Genomic DNA, 20,562 nt, shown 5'->3' with positions numbered 1-20,562 from the left:
CATTGCCATGTTAAAGAACTGCCTGTTGATATTATTCAGCCTGCTTGCCCTAAGCGGGTGTACAAAAACGGCCAACGTGCCTACCGATATTCCTCTCGACCAAGAGGCGACAAAAGCGGCGCCGTGGAAACCGGGAGAAATCGTCGCTCAGGGAAACGGCTTTATCTACTACGACATCGCGGGCAGTAAGAGCGTTAGTCGCTCCTACCCCATCTACCGGGCCTTTGTCGGCATCCTGCCCAACGGCCACTATATGGTGCAGGAGTTTTACAGCGACTCCGACCGAAAGTTCACCGATCCGTACGAACTCAGCGAAAGCGCCGACGTTAACGTTATCAGCCCGATAAGAGACAGCCAAAGCATTAAGGGAACGATAACAACCTGGTATCCCAACGGGAAGAAATACGGCGAAGACGTAAGAGGCGAAGAGCGCGGCTCGTTTCAAAGCTGGTACATCAACGGCAAGCCCTGGATGAAAGGCTCGCTGTATAAAGACTTGCCCTATGGGCATACCACCTACTGGTACCCCAACGGTCAAAAAAGCCACGAAGGCGAGCAGCACTATTCTGAAGACGTCGGCGAGTGGAAATATTGGGACATGCAGGGCCGAGAGCTAACGAAAAGAGAATTCAGGCATTATCAGGAAACGGAGTATCAGTTGCTGTCTCCGGATGACTCTCTCAAATGACAGGTATAATAAACGCGCCGTTTTCAGGCGCGTTTTTTTACACTTCAATCCCGTCCACTACTTCTGCCCGTAATAGGCATTTTTCCCGTGCTTGCGCAAATAGTGCTTATCCAGCAGCTCCTGCTGCATGGCGCCAAGCTCGGGAGAGAGCTGGCGGGTAAACAGGTTCATGTAGGCGATTTCTTCCAGCACCACGGCGTTGTGCACCGCGTTGTCCGGCGAGGTTCCCCAGGCGAACGGGCCGTGGGAGTTCACCAGCACGGCGGGAACGTCCTTCGGCGCAATCCCGCGAGACTTGAAGGTCTCAACGATAACGTGGCCGGTTTCCAGCTCATAGTCGCCGTTGATTTCTTCCGGCGTCATGCGGCGCGTGCAGGGGATTGGCCCGTAGAAGTAGTCCGCGTGCGTGGTGCCCCAGGCGGACAGGTCGCGACCGGCCTGCGCCCAGATGGTCGCATGGCGCGAGTGGGTGTGCACAATGCCGCCAATTTCAGGGAATGCGCGATAGAGCGCCAGGTGAGTGTCAGTATCGGAAGACGGCTTTTTCGTGCCCTCCACGACCTTTCCTGAATACAGGCTCACTACCACCATATCCTCAACGCCCATGTGTTCATACTCGACGCCGGAAGGCTTGATAACCATCACGCCGCGTTCGCGGTCGACGCCGCTGACGTTGCCCCAAGTGAACGTCACCAGATTGTGGCGAGGCAAAGCCAGATTGGCTTCCAGCACCTGCTGTTTTAACTGTTGATACATAGTCTGTGTTCCAAATGTCATAAAAAGCTAAGCGCTAGCAATCAGCGCTTCATACTATTCTAATTGGCTTCAGAGGATATTCCGGCCGAAAATACAATCTGCCTATATCACTATCGTGCTCGGCCGGAAGAGCGCCTGTATTAGCACTGGGAGTGCGGCGGGCCTAGCCCTCCTACGGGCCGTTATGAAGCCTTTCGGCTTCACCCTAACGGGCCAGCGCAAGCGCTGTTCAAACCAGCTTGCGCTGGTTTGTCGTTGGCTTACGCCAAGTCGACCCCAACGGAGGCCTCTCCCGCCGTTTAACTCCATAAGTCATGTATATTCTATTCAAAAATTCTGTCAGTAATCTCGAACACCGAGAACTCACGCTTAGCGGCAAAGCTTATAGTAAACCTCGTTCCAGCGGATTTCATTTTTAAACGCCGGAATACGCGTTTCGTTGTCGATAACCAAAAGCTCAATGCCGCACAGGTCGGCGTAGATGCGCATGTGCTCGACGTCCAGCGCTTGGGTAAACACCGTGTGGTGCGCCCCGCCCGCCAGGATCCACGCCTCGACCGCCACTTCCAGCGAAGGATGGGTTTTCCACAGCGCGCTGGCGACCGGAAGCTTAGGCAGCGCATGCGGCGGCGTCACCGTATCGACCGTATTCACCAACAGGCGGAAACGGTCGCCCATATCGATAAGGCTGGCGTTCAGCGCAGGCCCCGCAGGAGCGGTGAAGATGAGCCGCGCCGGATCGTCCTTGCCGCCGATGCCCAGATGCTGTACGTCCAACAGCGGTTTCTCTTCGCTGGCGATGGACGGGCACACTTCCAGCATGTGTGAGCCCAGCACCAGATCGTTGCCCGGCGCAAAGTTATAGGTGTAATCCTCCATAAAGGAGGTGCCGCCCTTAAGGCCGCGCGCCATCGACTTCATGATGCGCAGCAGCGCCGCCGTCTTCCAGTCGCCTTCCGCGCCAAAGCCGTAGCCCTGCTGCATCAAGCGCTGTACGGACAGGCCGGGAAGCTGCTTAAGGCCGTAGAGGTTTTCAAACGTGGTGGTAAAGGCGCCAAAGCCGCCCTGCTCAAGGAACTTCTTCAGCCCCAGTTCGATGCGGGCCGCGTCGATCAGGTTGTCGCGCTTGCTGCCGCCCACTTTCACCACGTCGGTCAACCGGTAGGTGGCTTCGTATTCGTCAATCAGCGCGTTAACGTCCCCTTGGGATACGGCGTCGACAACGGAAACCAGATCCCCCAGCCCGTAGCCGTTAACCGCGTATCCGAAGGCAATTTGCGCCGAGACCTTGTTGCCTTCCGTCACCGCCACTTCGCGCATGTTGTCGCCAAAGCGCGCCACCTTCAGGTTTTGGCTCTCATAAAGGCCTGCGGCAACGCGCATCCAGCGATCCAGCTTTTGATGAACGCCTTTGTCCTGCCAGGAACCGACCACCGCCGTGAACTCGCGGCGCATGCGGGCGCCGATGAAGCCGAACTCGCGGCCGCCGTGCGCCGTTTGGTTCAGGTTCATAAAGTCCATGTCGATGCTGTCCCAGGGGATCTCATTGCGATACTGCGTGTGCAGCTGCAGCAGCGGCTTTTCCAGCACGCTCAGACCGCCAATCCACATTTTCGCCGGAGAAAACGTATGCAGCCAGGTCACAATCCCGACGCAGTTTTTCTGATAGTTGGCCTCGCGGCAAACGGTCAGTATTTCATCCGGCGTGGTCGCCAACGGCTTCATCGTAAGCTTGATGGGCAAGCCCGCGTCTCTATTGAGGCCATCAACCACTTCCTGCGCCTGAGAGGCCACCTTCTTCAGCGTTTCAGGCCCATACAGATGTTGACTGCCGACGACAAACCAGACTTCTAACTGACTAAAAACACTCATATCGACTCCTCACAGACGGGCCTGCGCAACGTTATGGCGTCAGGCGTTCATCACATTTAACGGATTACTTAGTCTTTGCGGCATAGCAAGGTTCCGCTACGCCGCCCCACTGCCGATAACGCTGATAAAGCTGCTCATACTTGGCCGCGCGCGCCGGATCCGGCGTTAGCGTGCGTTCAATTTTACAGGCCATGTGCTCCTGCGCCTGCGGGATCGACTCATAAACCCCGGCCGCGACGGCGGCAAAAATGGCGGCGCCCAGCGCACAGCACTGATCGGAAGCCACAATCTGCAGCGGTCGGTTCATCACGTCGGTACAGACCTGCATGATGACCGGAGATTTGCGGGCGATGCCGCCCAGCGCCAGCACGTTTTCTACCGGAATATTCTGATCGACGAAGCACTCCATAATGGCGCGCGCGCCGAAGGCGGTTGAAGCGATAAACCCGCCGAACAGGGTCGGCGCGTCGGTGCCCAGATTCAGATCGGCCACCACGCCCTTCAGGCGCTGGTTGGCGAACGGCGTACGGCGGCCGTTAAACCAGTCCAACACCACCGGCAGGTGGTCTAAAGACGTTTCTTTCGCCCAAGCCTCCGTCAGGGCGGGCAGCAGCATGGACTCCACCTGCTTTAAAGAGGTGGCCATGTCGGGGTTCTGCTCGGCGGCATAGTTAAGCGGCCACGCCAGCAGGCGGCTGAACCAGGCATACATATCGCCGAACGCAGACTGCCCCGCCTCCATGCCGATAAGCCCCGGTACGACGCTGCCATCGACCTGGCCGCAAATGCCGGCAATGGCGCGATCGCCGACCAAATTCTCTTCCGCCAGCAGGATGTCGCAGGTCGAGGTGCCGATGACCTTCACCAGCGTATAGGGCTGAGCGCCCGCGCCGACGGCGCCCATGTGGCAGTCAAACTCGCCGCCGGAAATCATCACGCTCTCAGGAATGCCCAAACGCGCGGCCCAGGCCTTGCTGATTTGGCCGACCGGCTTTTCAGCGGTATGGGTATCGGTAAACAGAGGGTAGTCGAGATCGCTAACCAGAATCGGATCCAGCGCGTTCAGGAAGTCGCGCGGAGGCAGCCCGTTCCAGTCCATGTGCCAAAGCGCCTTGTGGCCTGCGGCGCAGCGGCTGCGCATGACGTTCTCCGGCGCTTCGGTGCCGGACAAAAGCGCAGGCACCCAGTCGCAGAGCTCAATCCAGGAAACCGCCGCATCGCGCACTCTCGCGTCGGCTCTTGAAACGTGCAGAATTTTAGCCCAGAACCACTCGGAAGAGTAAACGCCGCCAATGTAGCGAGTGTAGTCTTCGAACTGGCCGCTGTGACACAGATGGTTAATTTCTTCCGCTTCCTCTATTGCCGTGTGATCCTTCCACAGCACGAACATGGCGTTCGGATTGTCGGCAAATTCAGGACGCAATGCTAAAATGCGGCCTTCTCTGTCGATAGGCGCAGGCGTCGACCCCGTGGTGTCCACGCCGATGCCGACAATGCCTTCGCGCTGCGACGGCGTCAGCATAGCGACGACGGCCTTAATCGCCGCTTCCATTGACTCGATATAGTCCAGCGGGTGGTGACGGAACTGGTTATCGGCAGGCTGGCAAAACAGCCCCTGCTTCCAGCGAGGATAATAGACAACCTCGGTAGCCACTTCCGCGCCGCTGACGCAGTCAACGGCCAGCGCCCGCACGGAGTCGCTGCCAAAGTCCAATCCGAGCGCGATCGCATCTTTCGCCATACAAACCTCAAGCGTAATAATAGAGTTAGAATTATTTGGGAATACCTTAAGAAAAAGCGGCGATACCGGCGAGGAGCCGTTGGCTAGATATATGCACGATATTGCTTTCTCCCTGCAGATTGTGATCCAGTTCAAAATCAAAATACATCACATTTCAACTGAATATATGCATTAAATTGCTGTAATTCTCGTTTGTGATGGCGCTCTAATCTCTCATATCTTTTTACGTCTAATAATTAAGCCACGTTGTTAAAAACTTTGACACTATCGGCTCAATATCCAGCTATATCGGTGAATCGTTACGAGTCTGGCTTTTACAACTCAGGTACATCTCGCTGCATCACCCTTTTTATCACAGCTGTTTTAGCTATATGGATACGAACAGGAGAGATAGACGATATGCATAAATTCACTAAAGCGCTTGCCGCGATAGGATTGTCCGCGATTATGTCACATTCAGCTATCGCTGAAACGATGAAGCTCGGCTTTCTTGTTAAACAACCTGAGGAACCCTGGTTCCAGACGGAGTGGGCATTTGCGGACAAAGCCGGTAAAGATCTTGGCTTTAGCGTGATTAAAATCGCCGTACCCGATGGAGAAAAAACCCTTAACGCTATCGACAGCCTAGCCGCCAGCGGCGCTAAAGGCTTCGTTATCTGTACGCCAGATCCCAAGCTCGGCCCTGCTATTATGGCGAAGGCGAAAAGCTATAACCTGAAGGTCATTGCCGTTGACGACCAGTTTGTCAACGCCAAGGGCAAACCGATGGAAACCGTTCCTTTGGTCATGATGGCCGCCACCAAAATTGGCGAACGTCAGGGCCAAGAGCTGTGGAAAGAGATGAACAAGCGTAAGTGGAACGTCGCCGAAACCGGCGTTATGGCCATTACCGCAAACGAACTCGACACCGCGCGCCGCCGCACCAGCGGCTCAATGGAAGCGCTGAAGGCCGCCGGCTTCCCGGAAAAGCAGATTTATCAAGTTCCCACCAAGTCCAACGACATCCCCGGCGCGTTTGACGCCGCTAACTCCATGCTGGTACAGCACCCTGAAGTCAAGAACTGGCTGATTGTCGGCATGAACGACAACACCGTTCTGGGCGGCGTACGCGCGACGGAAGGCCAGAACTTTAAGCCAGAAAACGTCATCGGCATCGGCATTAATGGCGTTGACGCCGTTAACGAGCTGTCCAAGTCCAGCGCCACCGGCTTCTACGGTTCACTGCTGCCCAGCCCGGACATCCACGGCTATAAGAGCATCCAGATGCTCTATAACTGGGAAACCAAAGGCGAAGAGCCGGCCAAGTTTACCGAAGTGACCGACGTTGTTCTAATCACTCGCGATAACTTTAAAGCAGAGCTAGAGAAGAAAGGGTTAGGGCCTAAGTGATCCTTACCGGCGGGCAGGCCTACCCTGCCCGCCCGACAGGCTTACCCCAATAATTACGTACGCTGACAGTTGAATCACGCTTATTCCATCGCCTGCCGGAAGGACTTCGTTCAACCTCCGTTTAGGCCTTTCGTTGAGAGCAATAAGCGCTATTAAGGAATCGACCTATGTCTGTGCAACAGCCTCCTTACCTTGAATTTTGCCGCATCAGTAAAGCCTTCCCTGGCGTAAAAGCGCTACAGGACATCAGCTTTACCTGCCACGCGGGCCAGGTTCACGCACTGATGGGGGAAAACGGCGCCGGGAAGTCAACGCTTTTGAAAATTCTCAGCGGAAACTACACCCCAACCGACGGAGAAATCCGGCTAAAGGGCCAAACGGTCAAGTTCAACAACACCATGGACGCCCTCAACGCCGGCATCGCCATCATCTATCAGGAGCTCCACCTGGTGCCCGAAATGACGGTGGCGGAAAACATTTATCTGGGCCAGCTGCCGACCAAAGCCGGCGGCATCGTCAATAAAAAGCTGCTCAACTTCGAAGCCAAGGTGCAGCTGGAACACTTAGGGTTGGATATCGCCCCCGATACGCCGCTGAAGTACCTTTCCATCGGCCAGTGGCAGATGGTGGAGATAGCCAAAGCGCTGGCGCGCAACGCCAAAGTGATCGCCTTTGACGAACCCACCAGCTCCCTCTCCGCTCGAGAGATAGAGAACCTGTTTCGCGTTATCCGCGAACTGCGCGCCGAAGGCAGAGTCATCCTCTACGTGTCGCACCGCATGGAGGAGATTTTTGCCCTGAGCGACGCCATCACCGTCTTCAAGGACGGCTGCTACATGAAAACCTTTACCGATATTCCCAACCTCACCAACGACGAACTGGTGCAAACCATGGTTGGCCGAGAGCTTGGCGATATCTATGGCTACAGCCCAAGGCCGCACGGCCCGGTACGCCTTGAGCTTAAAAATGTCAAAGCGCCCGGCGTCAAGCACCCCATTAGCTTTCAGGTGCGCCAGGGGGAAATCGTCGGCCTGTTCGGACTGGTGGGCGCGGGCCGCAGCGAGCTGCTCAAGTCGCTGTTTGGCGCAACCCGCATTACCGGCGGCGAGATAACGCTGGACGGCGAGCGGCTGAACGTTCAGTCGCCGATAGACGGAATTAGCCAAGGCATCATGCTCTGCCCGGAAGACCGCAAGGCCGAGGGCATCATTCCCGTTCACTCGGTGCGCGATAACATCAACATCAGCGCGCGCCGCAAAACGCTGACCGCAGGCTGCCTTATCAACAATGCCTGGGAGGACAGCAACGCCGACAGACGCATTCAGGAACTGAATATCAAAACGCCCTCTGCCGCGCAGCTGATTATGAACCTCTCTGGCGGCAACCAGCAAAAGGCGATTCTCGGCCGCTGGCTCTCCGAAGAGATGAAGGTCATCCTGCTGGACGAACCGACGCGCGGCATCGACGTCGGCGCCAAGCACGAGATTTATCACGTTATCTATGAGCTGGCCAAGCGGGGCATCGCCGTGGTATTCGCATCAAGCGACCTGCCGGAAGTGCTGGGGCTTGCCGACCGCATTCTGGTGATGCGCGAAGGCGCTATCTCCGGTGAACTCAGTCACGATGACGCCACAGAAGAAAAAGCGTTAAGCCTGGCCATGTTAACGACAGCCGCCGAAGCGGCTGCCTAAAAGAAGGAATTCGTCATGTCGACAACTACGTCTACGCCCGCATCGACCAACGTGAAAAAACAGGGCTCAGCCTCGGCTATCAGCCTCTCCCGCATTTGGGACAGCTACGGCATGCTGGTGGTATTCGCCGTCCTGTTTATCGCCTGTATGATTTTTGTGCCCAACTTCGCCTCCTGGATCAACATGCGCGGACTGGGGCTTGCCATTTCCATGTCGGGCATGGTCGCCTGCGGCATGCTGTTCTGCCTGGCCTCCGGCGACTTCGACCTCTCGGTCGCGTCCGTCATCGCCTGCGCGGGCGTCACGACCGCCGTGGTGATTAACCACACCGAAAGCATTCTCCTCGGCATCGGTGCCGGCCTGCTGCTAGGCTTAGCCTTCGGCCTGCTTAACGGCTTCGTTATCGCCCGGCTCAAGATCAACGCCCTGATAACGACCCTCGCCACTATGCAAATTGCCCGCGGACTGGCCTATATTATCTCCGACGGTAAAGCGGTCGGCATCGAAGAAGAAGGCTTTTTCGAACTGGGCAACACCAGCTGGCTGAGCGTTCCGGTGCCGATTTGGATAACGCTGGTCTGCTTCATTCTGTTCGGCTTCCTGCTAAATAAAACCACCTTCGGCCGAAATACGCTGGCGGTAGGCGGCAACGAGGAAGCGGCTCGACTGGCGGGCGTGCCCGTGGTTCGCACTAAGATTATTATCTTCGCTCTGACCGGCCTTATCTCGGCGGCCGCCGGCATCATTCTGGCCTCCCGCATGACCAGCGGCCAGCCCATGACGTCCATCGGCTATGAGCTTATCGTTATCTCCGCCTGCGTGCTGGGCGGCGTTTCGCTCAAGGGCGGCATCGGCAAAATCTCCTACGTTATTGCCGGGGTGCTGATTTTAGGTACGGTCGAAAATGCCATGAACCTGCTGAACATCTCGCCGTTCTACCAGTACGTGGTTCGCGGCCTGATCCTGCTCGCTGCGGTTATCTTTGACCGCTACAAGCAGTTGGCAAAACAGAAGGTCTAAAGGTTACACTAGACCATGGCGCAAAATCCCTTATCGGCTTTTGCGCCCATTTTTACTACACGGAACCATACCAGAACTACACCGTCAGCCTCAGGAGGAAAGCGTGTATCAACGAATCGCTTCAGACTCACAGCCAAACCCCCTACTGCCTGGCTACGCTTTTAACGCCTATCTGGTTGCGGGGCTTACGCCGATTGAAAAAGACGGCCCGCTCGACTTTTTCATCGACCGTCCTAACGGCATGAAGGGCTACATCCTGAACCTGACCACCAAAGGCCAGGGGCAGGTGCTTGACGGAGAAGACGCCTTCTACTGCAACCCCGGCGACATGCTGCTGTTTCAGCCCAAAGAGCCCCACTACTATGGCCGCTCGCCGAACAGCTCGTGCTGGTACCACCGATGGATCTACTTCCGCCCCCGCGCCTACTGGGCAGACTGGCTGGAGTGGTACAGCCAGACTAACCGCATAGGCCGCCTGACGCTGCCGACGGACGACCTGCGTGAAGAGTTCGAACAGCTGTTTACCTCCATTGAGCAGACCCACCAGTCGGGCCGCCGCCTGTCGGAAGAGCTCGCCATGAACCTGCTGGAAAGGCTGCTGCTGCGCTGCATTGAAGAAGACCCGCAGCTGCCGCAGAAAATTATGGACCCCAGGATCATCGAAGCCTGCCAGTACATGACCAGCAACCTGTCGGAAGACGTGCGAATCGAAGACATCGCCAACCACGTGTGCCTGTCGCCGTCGCGGCTTGCGCACCTGTTTCGCGAGCAGGTCGGCGTCAACATGCTGCGCTGGCGGGAAGACCAGCGCGTGATCCGCGCCAAGCTGCTGCTGCAAACAACGCAGGAGTCCATCGCCAGCGTTGGGCGCATCGTCGGCTACGACGACCAGCTCTACTTTTCCCGCGTGTTTCGCAAGCGCGTTGGGGTAAGCCCCAGCGACTTCCGCCGCAGAAACCTGGAGCTGACCATGTACTCGTCTGCTGAGCGAGACGCCGTCATTTAAACCGAGCCATAGGCCACAGCGGTTGCTTTTTAAAGCGGCCGCTGTAAATGTTCATAGAAAAGAGTCTGGTTTACTTTTTTTAATTATATTTTGGGCTAAAACAACATTATCTCGATTATTTTATCGTTTCAGCTTTTATATAAGGCTATATATTTAATTTCGATGACCAGAAAATAAAAGATAGCGGTGAAACTATTATTCACGTATTTACTTTTTATAAACTTAATGAAAGGGCGATAAATAGAGGAACGGTAGCGCTTCAATCGGAATAGCGTCAAATTGTGATCCATATCTCAAATTGAAACAGCAGCGCTAGAATCCATATTTACGACAAAAAAGTACATAACGATTTAGCCCTTAAAACTCTACATTCCTCTTGCGCAATGGCGGTTTAATCGGATTTTAGAAAGGATGCGATAGCAACGCCGGTAGATTTTTCATTCGACACGTGAAGATTCTGTAGCTAACTATTACATAGAGAAGCCCGTCCAATATGGATGATTTTCACCTTTTAACCACTTTTTATTGCGCGTCTTAAAAAAGAGAAAAGCGGCGTTGCGCTGCATTTTTATACGTTATTATTTTAGAGCCTATCCCTGAAAGGCAATGGAATAGGCGCTTAAACCAACCTGTTTTTACCACCAAGCAGAGGTATGCGATGAGTAAAATGAATTTAAAAAACCTATTGTCAGCAAGCGTGCTGGGATTAATGGTCTGTGCCACCTCAGCCATGGCAAAAGAGATTGAAGTCGTCAATATCTCTAAGATTGCCGGCATGCCCTGGTTTAACCGCATGGGCGAAGGCGTAGAGAAGGCCGGTAAAGATCTGGGCATCAAAGCCTATCAGGTCGGCCCGTCCAGCACCGACGCCCCGCAGCAGGTTAAGATTATCGAAGACCTGATCGCCAAGAAAGTCTCCGCCATCAGCATCGTGCCTAACGACGCCGACGTGCTTGAGCCGGTATTTAAAAAGGCGCGCGCTCAGGGCATCGTCGTTCTGACCAACGAATCTCCGGGCCAGCCTTCTGCTAACTGGGACGTTGAAATCATCGATAACGAAAAGTTCGCAGCCGATAACGTGGAAGAAATGGCGAAGGCCATGGGCGGTAAAGGCGGCTACGTTATCTACGTTGGCGGCCTGACCGTGCCTCAGCACAACCTGTGGGCCGACCTGTTCGTTAAGTACCAGAAAGCGCACTACCCTGACATGTACGAAGTCACCAGCCGCATGCCGGTGGCTGAAAACATCGACGACGCTCGTCGCACCACGCTGGACCTGATGAAGGCGCACCCTGACATGAAGGGCGTCGTGGCATTCGGTTCTCAAGGCCCGATCGGCGCAGGCCGTGCGGTGAAAGAGAAGCGCGCACGCGGTAAAGTCTTCGTCTTCGGCATGATGATCCCGTCTCAGGCGGCGTCTCTGGTCAAGAGCGGCGACATCACCATGGGCGTAACCTACGATCCGGGCACAGCGGGCTATGCGCTGGCCGCCGTGGCTAACAAGATCCTTAAGGGCGAAGAAATCACCAAGGATCTGGAAATCCCGAACCTGGGCAAAGCCGACGTCGACATGGACAAGCGCATCATCAAGTTCCATAACGTACTGCGCGTAACCAAAGACAACGTAGACAGCCTCTACTAAGGTCTTATCGCAGGCACCCGGCGTTAACCCGCGCCGGGTGCTTTTGCCATTCTGCTGTTTCAAGAGCCCAAACAAACCGGTTCTTGGCGGGTTAATTGGTTCACATAGAGGTAGTCATGAAGCCATTTATTTCACTGGCGAATATCAGCAAGACGTTCTACGGCGTCAAGGCGCTGGACAACCTGGCGCTCACCCTGCTGCCGGGAGAAGTTCACTGTCTGGCCGGCCAGAACGGCTGCGGTAAGTCGACCCTGATAAAAATCATTTCCGGCGTCTATCAGCCGGACGACGGCGCGAACATCGAGATCGACGGCCGCCCCTATTCCCGACTGTCCCCGGTTGACTCCGTCAAGGCCGGCGTCCAGGTTATTTATCAGGATCTCTCCCTGTTCCCCAACCTGACGGTGGCTGAAAATATCGGCATCCATCAGTACCACCAAAAGGCCTGGGTCAACAATCGCGAAATCCGCCGCGTCGCCGAACTCACGATGAAAAGCATCGGCGCCCAGCTGGATCTGGACGCGGCGGTCGAAACTCTGCCTATCGCCCAGCGGCAAATCGTCGCCATCTGCCGGGCGCTGGCGCAGGAAGCCAAGCTTATCATCATGGACGAACCTACCGCATCCCTGACGATGCAGGAAGTTAAGGGCCTGTTGCAGGTCGTCCACGATCTGAAAAAGAGAAACATCTGCGTAGTGTTCGTCAGCCACCGTCTGGACGAAGTGATGGAAATCTCCGACCGCATTACCGTACTGAAGGACGGTAAGCTTATCGGCACCTATCCCGCTTCGGAGATAGACAACAAGAAGCTGGCGTTCCTGATGACCGGCCAGGCGTTTTCCTACGAGTGCCTGCCGCCGATTAAAGAACAGGGCGACGTCGCGCTGGAAGTGAAAAACTTAAGCCGCGGCAGCGAATACCAAAACGTCTCCCTGCGCGTGCATAAAGGCGAAATCGTCGCCATTACCGGCCTGTTAGGCGCCGGGCGCACCGAGCTTTGCATGAGCCTGTTCGGCCTGACCACGCCCGATTCGGGCGAAATTCTGGTGGAAGGCAAGCCGGTTCGCTTCTCAAGCAACCGCGACGCCATCAACGCCGGTATCGGCTACGTGTCGGAAGACCGCATGAGCACCGGACTGGTGATGGAACAGTCCATCAACGACAACATTATCTCCACCATCCTGACGCGCCTGAAAACCGCGCTGAAGCTTATCGACAAGAATAAGTCCGACGAGGTGGTCAACGGCTTGGTTAAACAGCTGACGATTAAAATCGGCAGCGTAAACCTTCCGGTCAACACGCTGTCGGGCGGCAACGCCCAGCGCGTCGCTATCGCTAAATGGCTGGCTATTAAGCCCAAGGTGCTGATCCTCGACTCCCCTACCGTTGGGGTAGACATCGCCAACAAGGCGGGAATTTACCAAATCGTGTCGGCGCTTTCGCAAAACGGCATCGCCGTGCTGATGATTACCGACGAAATCGACGAGGCGTTCTTTAACAGCCACCGGATCCTGGTGATGCGTAAAGGCGAGCTGACGTCGGAGTTCCTACCGGGAGAAACCACGGAAGCCGCGCTGGCAGAGGTAGTGAATGGTTAACAAATTAGGCATTAAAAAGCACGAGATGTTTCTCGGCCTGACGATCCTCGTCATCGGCGGCTATCTCTCGTTTGCAAGCCCGGACTTTCTGACGCTGGGCAACGTTTACGATCTGGTCAACAACTACGCGATGTTGACCATCCTGGCCTGCGGGCTGTTTATCGTTTTGATCTCCGGCGGCATCGACATTTCGTTCCCCGCGATGACCATCATCTCTCAGTACGTGATGGTGACGTTAATTCAAAACACCACCGGCAACTTCGCGCTGGCGTTTGCGCTAAGCGGCGGCATTGGCCTGCTGCTGGGGCTGGTCAACGCCCTGCTGGTCAACCGGCTGAACGTACCGTCCATCATCATCACCATCTCTACGCTGAACATTTTCTACGGCCTGCTTTTGTATTTGACCAAGGGCGTTTGGCTGTACAGCTATCCGGAATGGTTTGAGCACGGCGTGATGCTGTTCAAGTTCACTGCCGCCGACGGCTACGACTACGGGCTAAGCCTGCAGATCCTGACGGTAATCGCCGTAGTGGCGCTGACCGGCATCATCATGAACAAAACCAGCATCGGCCGCACTATCTATGCGATGGGCGGCAACAAAGAGGCCGCCTCCCGCATGGGCTTTGGCATTCTGAAGCTGCAATTGTTCGTTTATGGCTATATGGGGCTGATGTCCGGCGTGGCGGGCGTAGTTCAGTCCGCCACCGTACTGACCGTCGCGCCCGATTCTCTGCTCGGCTACGAGCTGACGGTGCTCGCCGCCGTCGTACTGGGCGGAACCAGCATCGTCGGCGGGCGCGGCACGCTGCTTGGCACCCTGCTGGGGGTCATCCTTTTGGCCGTGCTGCAAAACGGCCTTAACCTGCTCGGTATCTCCTCTTACTGGCATACCGTCGTTACCGGCCTGGTCATCGTCGTCAGCATCAGCATGACGGCCTGGAGCCAGCGCAAAAGTCAGGGAGTTGCGCTATGAGCGGCAGAAAAGTCAAAGACAACGTAGAAATTTACCTAAGCCTGCTGATTGGCGCGACCGTCGTCGCCTTCAGCTTCCTTATTCCCGGCGTATTTTGGTCAGCGGCCAACTTCCAGTCCATCGCCTCCCAGATGCCGGTGCTCGGCGTGCTGGCGCTGGCCATGGCGGTCACGATGCTGACCGGCGGCATCAACCTGTCGATTATCGCCACCATGAACGCCTGTGCGCTGGTGATGGCGTGGGTCGCGACCCACTACGCGCCGGACGCCATAGGCATGACCATGATGCTGCTGGCGGGCCTCGCCATGGCGATGGTCATCGGCTTTATCAACGGCTTCTTAATCGCGGTCGTCCGGGTATCGCCGATTCTGGCGACGCTTGGCATCATGACGCTGCTCAACGGCGTCAACATCCTTATCTCCAAAGGCTCGGCGATTTCCAACTTCCCGGACTACGTGCTGGTCATCAACAGCTCAAGCCTTTTCGGCATTCCCACGCCGCTGCTGGTGTTTTTGGCGGTAGTCGCCGTGATGTGGGTGATTTTGGAGAAGTCCGCCTTTGGCCGCACTATCTACCTTATCGGCTCTAACGAGCAGGCCAGCCACTACTCCGGCATCAACACGCGCAAGACGCTGATTTGGGTTTATATCCTCTCTTCCGTGCTGTGCGTGATTGCCGGGCTGTTGATGATGTCCAAGCTCAACTCCGCCAAGGCGTCCTACGGCGAATCCTATCTGCTGGTGTCCATCCTGGCGGCAGTACTGGGCGGCGTGAACCCGGACGGCGGCTTCGGCAAGGTGTTCGGCATGGTGATGGCGCTTATCCTGCTGCAAATGCTGGAAAGCGGCCTGAACATTCTGGGCGTGAGCAGCTATATCACCATGGCGCTCTGGGGCGGGCTGCTGCTGGCGTTTATCTTCCTGAAAGGGGTAAATCTTTCGGGGATGTTTGCTAAGGCGAAGTGAGTTGGTTGATTGAGTATTGAGAGAGCGGCGGGCGTGGCCCGCCGTTTTTTTATGGTGATTCGGCCAAATTGGCTTTTATGGATATTCCGGCCGTAAATACGCTCTGCTTATATCACCATTGTGTCCGGCCGGGAGGGCATTTGTATTAGCTTTGGGTGAGCGGCGGGCAAAGCCCGCCGTTTTACTTTCGAATCAACTGCGAAAAACCGCGCTACTTCTTCTTAATCAACCCATCCGCAACAAACCTCTCCATGGCGCCTTCGGACTCCCTAAGGAAATACTCTTTGGTGCCTTTGGCGTCGACAAACACCGGGGTGAGGAAGTTTTTCTCGATGTAGTTGGTTTTCCACTGCGGCGTCTCGGTCACTTTCTTCAGCAGCTGCTCGTAGTAGGCGACCGCTTCTGCCGACATGCCCGGAGGGCCGGCGATGGCGCGGGCTTCTCTTAATATCAACTGAGGGTAGCCCAGCTCTTTAAACGTCGGGGTGTTGGCGAATTCGCCGGTCAGGCGCTGGTCCGAAAAGGTCGCCAGCGGGACGAACTTTCCAGCTCTGGCCTGGGCGATGCATTCGCTAGGGTTGAAGATGCCGATGTTGACGTGCCCGCCCAGCATGGCGGAGGTGACTTCGCCGGCGCTGTTGAACATCACGTACTTGAAGTCCGAGCCGGTGTTCTTATTCATCATCAGAAACGACAGGTGATCGCCGTTGCCCTTTTGCGAGCCGCCATAGGTGATGCGCTGGGTTTTGCTTTTTTCTATCAGCTGTTTGATATCGGTATATTCCGAGCCCGCCACGGCGCACAGCACCATGTCGTCAAACGCGACGATGCCGATGTAGCTGAGGTCTTTCCCCTTCACGTCCCAGTCCAGCACGTAAGAGCCGAGATCTTGGCCGCTGTGCAGCACCATCAGCGTATTGTCGTCGCCCTTTTTCTTATTCATATAGGAAAAAGAGACCGCGCCGGAACCACCGGGCTTGTTGACCACCATAATGTTCTTGGAGATCAGGTTTTCCTGCCTGGCGATGTCGGCTATCGTTCTGGCGTTTAGATCGCTGCCGCCGCCGGGCGCGGAGGGAACGATAAACTCGACGTCCGCCGTCGGCTCCCACGCCGAGGCGGGGAAGGACAGGCAGGCCGTTAATGCCAGCGCCGAAGCCAGCGCCATGCGGGAGGAAGAGAGCCACGTTTTTTTCATTACGTCATTTTTCATAATCACACTCCATAGGGTGTACGGGTAAGCCGTATTGTTACCGTCGAATAATTGCTTTTTTCAGTATCGGGATCAGGCAAATCAGCACCGTGATCGCCAGAAAGGTCGCCGCTATCGGGCTTTGAATGAAAATCGCCGGGCTGCCGCCCGAGATTTCAAACGATGCGGTAAACGATTTTTCCAGAATCGGCGCCAGTACAAAGGCCAGCAGCAGCGGCGCAATCGGATAGTTGTACAGCGCCAGATAGTAGCCAACCACGCCCGCCGCCAACATCAACCCTACGTCAAACAGGCTGTTACCGACGCTGTAGGAGCCCACCACGCAAACTACGGTGATAATAGCGACGATCAGGCGGCGGGGAACGCGCAATATATTCATCAGAAACGGGATAATCAGAATGGCGATAAAGACACATATGATGTTCCCTACGTACATCGACGCTATCAGCCCCCAGGCAAACTCAGGGCTTTCGCTGAACAGCAGCGGGCCGGGGCGCAGCCCCCACATCATCAGCCCGCCCAGCAGCACCGCCGTAGTGCCGGAGCCGGGAATGCCTAGCGACAGCAGCGGTGCAAACGCCCCCGCCGCAGCCGCGTTATTGCCCGCCTCTGGGGCGGCGACGCCCACCAGCGCGCCGCGCCCCATTTCCGCGCCGCGGCGACCGTTGGTTTTTTTCTCAACGATATAGGAAAGAAATGCCGCCATCGTCGCGCCCGCGCCGGGCAGCACGCCGATAAAGGTGCCGAACAGCCCGGTTTTCACGGCGGTGGGCACCACCTCCTTGACTTCGCTTTTATCCAGCAGGCTGTTTTTTATCGTCAGCTTTTGTTGAACAACGCCCTCTTCCTTTGGCGCTTCGTCGGCTTCGCCGCGCCTCATGTCGCGCATCAGCAGCATCACCTGGGAAAAGCCGAACATGCCGATCACCAGCGGAATAAAGCTGACGCCGCTCATCAGCTCCGGTACGCCAAAGGAATAGCGCGACGCCCCCGTCGACAGATCTACGCCCACGGTGGCTAACAGCAGGCCTAAGCCGGTCGTCACCAGCCCCTTGACCGGATTGTCGCCCAGCACCCAGCCGATAGAGGTTAACGCCATCAGAATAATCATGGTCATTTCGGCGGGGCCGAACCTCAGGCCGACGTCGGCCAGGCCGGGGCCAAGGAACGTCAGGATAACGATGCCGACGGTGCCGCCGGTAAAAGAGGCGATAATCGCAGTCAGCAGCGCCTTTCCCGCCCGGCCTTTCTGCGTCAGCTTATAGCCGTCGATGGCGGTCATCACGGCGGGAGAATCGCCTGGGATGTTCAACAGAATGGCGCTGAACGATCCGCCGTACATGTTGGCGTAGTAAAGCGCCGCCAGCATGATAATGCCCGCGCTGGGGTCAAGCTTGAACGTCAACGGCAGCAGCAGCGCTACGCCCGCCAGCGAGCCGATGCCCGGCATTGCGCCTACGATAAGCCCCATCATCGCGCCGACGGCGGCCATCATGATGTTATACGGCTGAAGCGCTACGCCAAAGCCCATGCCAAGAGAGGAAAAAATGTCCGACATGCCGTGCCTCCTTTAGTAAAACAGGCCGGTGGGAAACGGCACGCTCAACCACAGCCTGAAGATCAGCCAAACGACCACCAGCACGCCCGCCGACACCACAAACGAGAAGCGCCACGAATAGCCGGCAAGCAGCGCTAACCAAAGCAGCAGCATGATAAACAGCGCGGGAAACGTGCCGACAATAGGAATAGCGCCAATCAGCGCCGCAACGATCGCCACGGGCATCAGAGCGTATAGAGAATGATGTAGAGAGACGAAGTCGACTTTAATCAGGCTGACGACGCTGAAAACCAGCAAAACCCCGCCAGCAATCAGCGGCATAAATCCGCCTCCGGGCCCCTCATCCCATACTTCATAGGCGGTGACGCCCATATACATCCAAAACAAAGCCAGCAGGGAAAGAAGAGTCGGTATGACGTAATATTGTTTCATACGATTTCCTCACAGAAGGTAAAACCAGACGCCCCAAAGGAAGGGTGAAACTTGCTTTTTATTGGTAGAAATTATTTATAAAAACATTGCGTTCAGAACGTCCGGGCGCGTCAGGCTCGACGCCTTTCTCTCAGAATGGTTTCATTGCATTCACACAGTACATCTGTGCATTACTCTGCATCCCATCACGCATCATATGTTCAATTAAATATCATATGAGCAACTAAGAATGGTCTGAAAACTACCTTTTAATTCACATTAATTCAACATGGCATTGTCAAAAGCTGTGCTTCATGTCTAAGTTTTAATCTTTAGAAGGGGAGAAATGTGCGCTGAAACGGTTATTGCTTGAGAGAGATCGCCGCTTACTCGTCGCCAGCGCCGACAATAATCTTATGATCCTTTTTTGTTCTTTTGTTTAACTAGAAAACAGGAGTAAGCATTGCTAAGGAAAATAAATTTCCCTGTAGTAAAAGCCGACATTTATGCAAAAAAGCTTATTGATTTACGAACGAACGCGAGTAAAGCCACAGCGAGTCAATTGATATAAAATGGCTTCAAACCGACAAAATCCGAAGCAACTAATGAAGAAAGAACTCTCGTATGTATAAATCAAAGGCCGCGTTGGCCGTTTTCATTCTGGCATTCGCCTCGGGCGCATGGGCAAATATGCGTGCGGCGATCAACCATATCGAACTTCCTTCTTCTCCCCTGACATTGCCACAGGGGCAAAAGCCAATGCCGCAGCTGGTCGTACAGTCAGAGACGCTGGACGTCGACTGCGACTATGGCAGATGCTGGGTTGAGGCGGTTTATCACATCACGTCAAGCGCTGACGCCACCTTAGATTTTGCCTTTATCATGCCGGCAAACACCCCCGTTGAGGCGAAGGTTGCCGGTAAATACAGCGCGGCAAAAGTTACGTTAGAAAGGGACGCGCCTGAAGCACCGGATCCGTCATACTGGAATCGCTGCTGGTCAGCGTCCGAATGCGCCGCCGTGTTGCCGCTTTATCGCGCCTCTTTCACGGGGGAAGTGTTCAAGTTGAGGTCGCCTATTTCCAGCCGATAACGCACTTGGAAAAGGCCTACGGCTACTTCACCTCCAGCCGCTCTATTGAAGTCTTCGCCTATGAAATGGCGCCGCTGAAAGAGTGGCAATTGGCCGACGATTTTACGCTCAAGGTTACGCTGTCCGCCCTGCGCGAACGCCCGGAGCGGGATGGCGGCAGCAGCCTGTTTAGATCTCGATCCGTCAACTGTATTCTTCCCGGCCAGAAGGTGGAGAAAAACGGCGAATACCTGAACCTGGAAGCGACGCTTGACCAAAATTTCCCCAACAGGCTGGTTTGCAATATTGGCGATAGCGATCTGATAGACGGCAACGACTACAACTGACGGAGCAGGAAGGCTTAGACGGCCCCGCCGATACGGCGGGGCCCGATCGAAAGGTTAATCGCGGAAGTTGTTGAACTGGAACGGCTGCCCCAACTCGGCGCCCCTCACCAGCGCAATTACGCCCTGAAGGTCATCGCGGGCCTTGCCGGTAACGCGCACCTGATCGCCCTGAATTTGGGCCTGCACTTTGAGCTTGCTGTCTTTAATCAGCTTGACCAGCTTTTTGGCCATCTCGCTTTCGATGCCCTGCTTAAGCTTGACCTCGACGCTGTAGGTTTTGCCGCTGTGGTCCATCTGTTCGGGGATGTCCAGCGCCGCGCCGTCGATGCCGCGCTTGGCCAGCTTGTCGCGCAGGATGTCCAGCAGCTGCTGCACCTGGAATTCGGACTCGCTGGCAACCTTGATGGTTTCATTCTTTTCATTCAGCTCAAAGCTGGCCGGGACGTTGCGAAAGTCCCAGCGGTTAGTCAGATCGCGGGTGGCGTTCTCAACGCCGTTGCGCACTTCCGGCATATCGATTTCAGAAACAATATCAAAAGATGGCATACTCTCTTCCTTTTTCGTCACGTGACGCTTTTCATCATAGGTAATTTGTGCATGATAACCGTTATCGCCCCGCCT

At 55.6% G+C, this 20,562-nt stretch carries 18 protein-coding genes; 11 read left to right on the top strand and 7 right to left on the bottom strand.

Features of this window, described 5'->3' with window-relative positions; translation table 11 throughout:
- Window positions 1-7: 7 nt before the first annotated feature.
- Entirely contained in the window at window positions 8-688 is a 681-nt protein-coding gene (locus tag G544_RS0118690) for a toxin-antitoxin system YwqK family antitoxin (RefSeq protein WP_027275991.1), read from the top strand.
- Between the two features lie 57 nt (window positions 689-745).
- Here G544_RS0118690 and araD read toward each other — a convergent pair whose 3' ends face one another.
- From araD to G544_RS0118675, 3 genes are all read right to left on the bottom strand, one after another.
- On the bottom strand, window positions 746-1,444 hold the full coding sequence (gene araD / locus G544_RS0118685) for an L-ribulose-5-phosphate 4-epimerase (RefSeq protein WP_027275990.1): 699 nt from the start codon (window positions 1,442-1,444) through the stop codon (window positions 746-748).
- 369 nt (window positions 1,445-1,813) lie between these two features.
- Complete coding sequence (gene araA, locus G544_RS0118680; protein WP_027275989.1) at window positions 1,814-3,316, bottom strand: L-arabinose isomerase; 1,503 nt, start codon at window positions 3,314-3,316, stop codon at window positions 1,814-1,816.
- Between the two features lie 64 nt (window positions 3,317-3,380).
- Window positions 3,381-5,057: a ribulokinase gene (locus G544_RS0118675; RefSeq protein WP_081650833.1), complete on the bottom strand. Its 1,677-nt coding sequence runs from the start codon at window positions 5,055-5,057 to the stop codon at window positions 3,381-3,383.
- Between the two features lie 399 nt (window positions 5,058-5,456).
- On the opposite strand from G544_RS0118675, the gene G544_RS0118670 reads away from it, so the two are divergent.
- From G544_RS0118670 to G544_RS0118630, 8 genes are all read left to right on the top strand, one after another.
- Complete coding sequence (locus tag G544_RS0118670) at window positions 5,457-6,446, top strand: arabinose ABC transporter substrate-binding protein (protein ID WP_027275987.1); 990 nt, start codon at window positions 5,457-5,459, stop codon at window positions 6,444-6,446.
- Between the two features lie 167 nt (window positions 6,447-6,613).
- Window positions 6,614-8,137: an L-arabinose ABC transporter ATP-binding protein AraG gene (araG, locus tag G544_RS0118665; RefSeq protein WP_027275986.1), complete on the top strand. Its 1,524-nt coding sequence runs from the start codon at window positions 6,614-6,616 to the stop codon at window positions 8,135-8,137.
- A gap of 15 nt (window positions 8,138-8,152) precedes the next feature.
- A complete protein-coding gene (gene araH, locus G544_RS0118660) occupies window positions 8,153-9,157 on the top strand; it encodes an L-arabinose ABC transporter permease AraH (protein ID WP_027275985.1) in 1,005 nt (334 codons plus the stop codon).
- A 103-nt stretch (window positions 9,158-9,260) separates the two neighbouring features.
- Complete coding sequence (gene araC, locus G544_RS0118655) at window positions 9,261-10,163, top strand: arabinose operon transcriptional regulator AraC (protein WP_027275984.1); 903 nt, start codon at window positions 9,261-9,263, stop codon at window positions 10,161-10,163.
- Between the two features lie 709 nt (window positions 10,164-10,872).
- Entirely contained in the window at window positions 10,873-11,805 is a 933-nt protein-coding gene (locus tag G544_RS0118645) for an autoinducer 2 ABC transporter substrate-binding protein (protein WP_373876175.1), read from the top strand.
- Window positions 11,806-11,921: 116 nt separating this feature from the next.
- Entirely contained in the window at window positions 11,922-13,403 is a 1,482-nt protein-coding gene (locus G544_RS0118640; protein WP_027275982.1) for a sugar ABC transporter ATP-binding protein, read from the top strand.
- Window positions 13,396-14,376 (top strand): ABC transporter permease, encoded by a 981-nt coding sequence (locus G544_RS0118635; protein ID WP_027275981.1) that lies wholly within the window; start codon window positions 13,396-13,398, stop codon window positions 14,374-14,376. Before G544_RS0118640 ends, G544_RS0118635 begins: the two co-directional genes overlap by 8 nt.
- Window positions 14,373-15,341, top strand: a complete 969-nt coding sequence (locus G544_RS0118630; RefSeq protein ID WP_027275980.1) for an ABC transporter permease — start codon at window positions 14,373-14,375, stop codon at window positions 15,339-15,341. The genes G544_RS0118635 and G544_RS0118630 overlap by 4 nt, the downstream gene beginning before the upstream one ends.
- Before the next feature lie 211 nt (window positions 15,342-15,552).
- Here G544_RS0118630 and G544_RS0118625 read toward each other — a convergent pair whose 3' ends face one another.
- The 3 genes from G544_RS0118625 to G544_RS0118615 are packed head-to-tail and all read right to left on the bottom strand — an operon-like array spanning window position 15,553 to window position 18,544.
- On the bottom strand, window positions 15,553-16,554 hold the full coding sequence (locus G544_RS0118625) for a tripartite tricarboxylate transporter substrate binding protein (protein WP_036024600.1): 1,002 nt from the start codon (window positions 16,552-16,554) through the stop codon (window positions 15,553-15,555).
- Between the two features lie 37 nt (window positions 16,555-16,591).
- Complete coding sequence (locus tag G544_RS0118620) at window positions 16,592-18,112, bottom strand: tripartite tricarboxylate transporter permease (RefSeq protein WP_027275978.1); 1,521 nt, start codon at window positions 18,110-18,112, stop codon at window positions 16,592-16,594.
- A 12-nt stretch (window positions 18,113-18,124) separates the two neighbouring features.
- The gene (locus tag G544_RS0118615; protein WP_027275977.1) at window positions 18,125-18,544 is read right to left on the bottom strand and encodes a tripartite tricarboxylate transporter TctB family protein; all 420 of its coding nucleotides are present in this window, start codon (window positions 18,542-18,544) and stop codon (window positions 18,125-18,127) included.
- A 603-nt stretch (window positions 18,545-19,147) separates the two neighbouring features.
- Between G544_RS0118615 and G544_RS21070 the strand changes: the two genes are divergently transcribed.
- Together G544_RS21070 and G544_RS21065 are read left to right on the top strand one after the other, a co-directional pair.
- Complete coding sequence (locus tag G544_RS21070; RefSeq protein WP_036024597.1) at window positions 19,148-19,615, top strand: hypothetical protein; 468 nt, start codon at window positions 19,148-19,150, stop codon at window positions 19,613-19,615.
- A 5-nt stretch (window positions 19,616-19,620) separates the two neighbouring features.
- On the top strand, window positions 19,621-19,941 hold the full coding sequence (locus G544_RS21065) for a hypothetical protein (RefSeq protein WP_036024595.1): 321 nt from the start codon (window positions 19,621-19,623) through the stop codon (window positions 19,939-19,941).
- Window positions 19,942-19,995: 54 nt separating this feature from the next.
- Here G544_RS21065 and G544_RS0118605 read toward each other — a convergent pair whose 3' ends face one another.
- Entirely contained in the window at window positions 19,996-20,487 is a 492-nt protein-coding gene (locus G544_RS0118605) for a YajQ family cyclic di-GMP-binding protein (RefSeq protein ID WP_027275976.1), read from the bottom strand.
- Between the last annotated feature and the right edge of the window lie 75 nt (window positions 20,488-20,562).

The sequence above is a fragment of the Leminorella grimontii ATCC 33999 = DSM 5078 genome (assembly GCF_000439085.1).
GTDB lineage: Bacteria > Pseudomonadota > Gammaproteobacteria > Enterobacterales > Enterobacteriaceae > Leminorella > Leminorella grimontii.
Note: the sequence above shows the minus strand (reverse complement) of the source record. Positions and strands in the feature narration are given on the sequence as shown.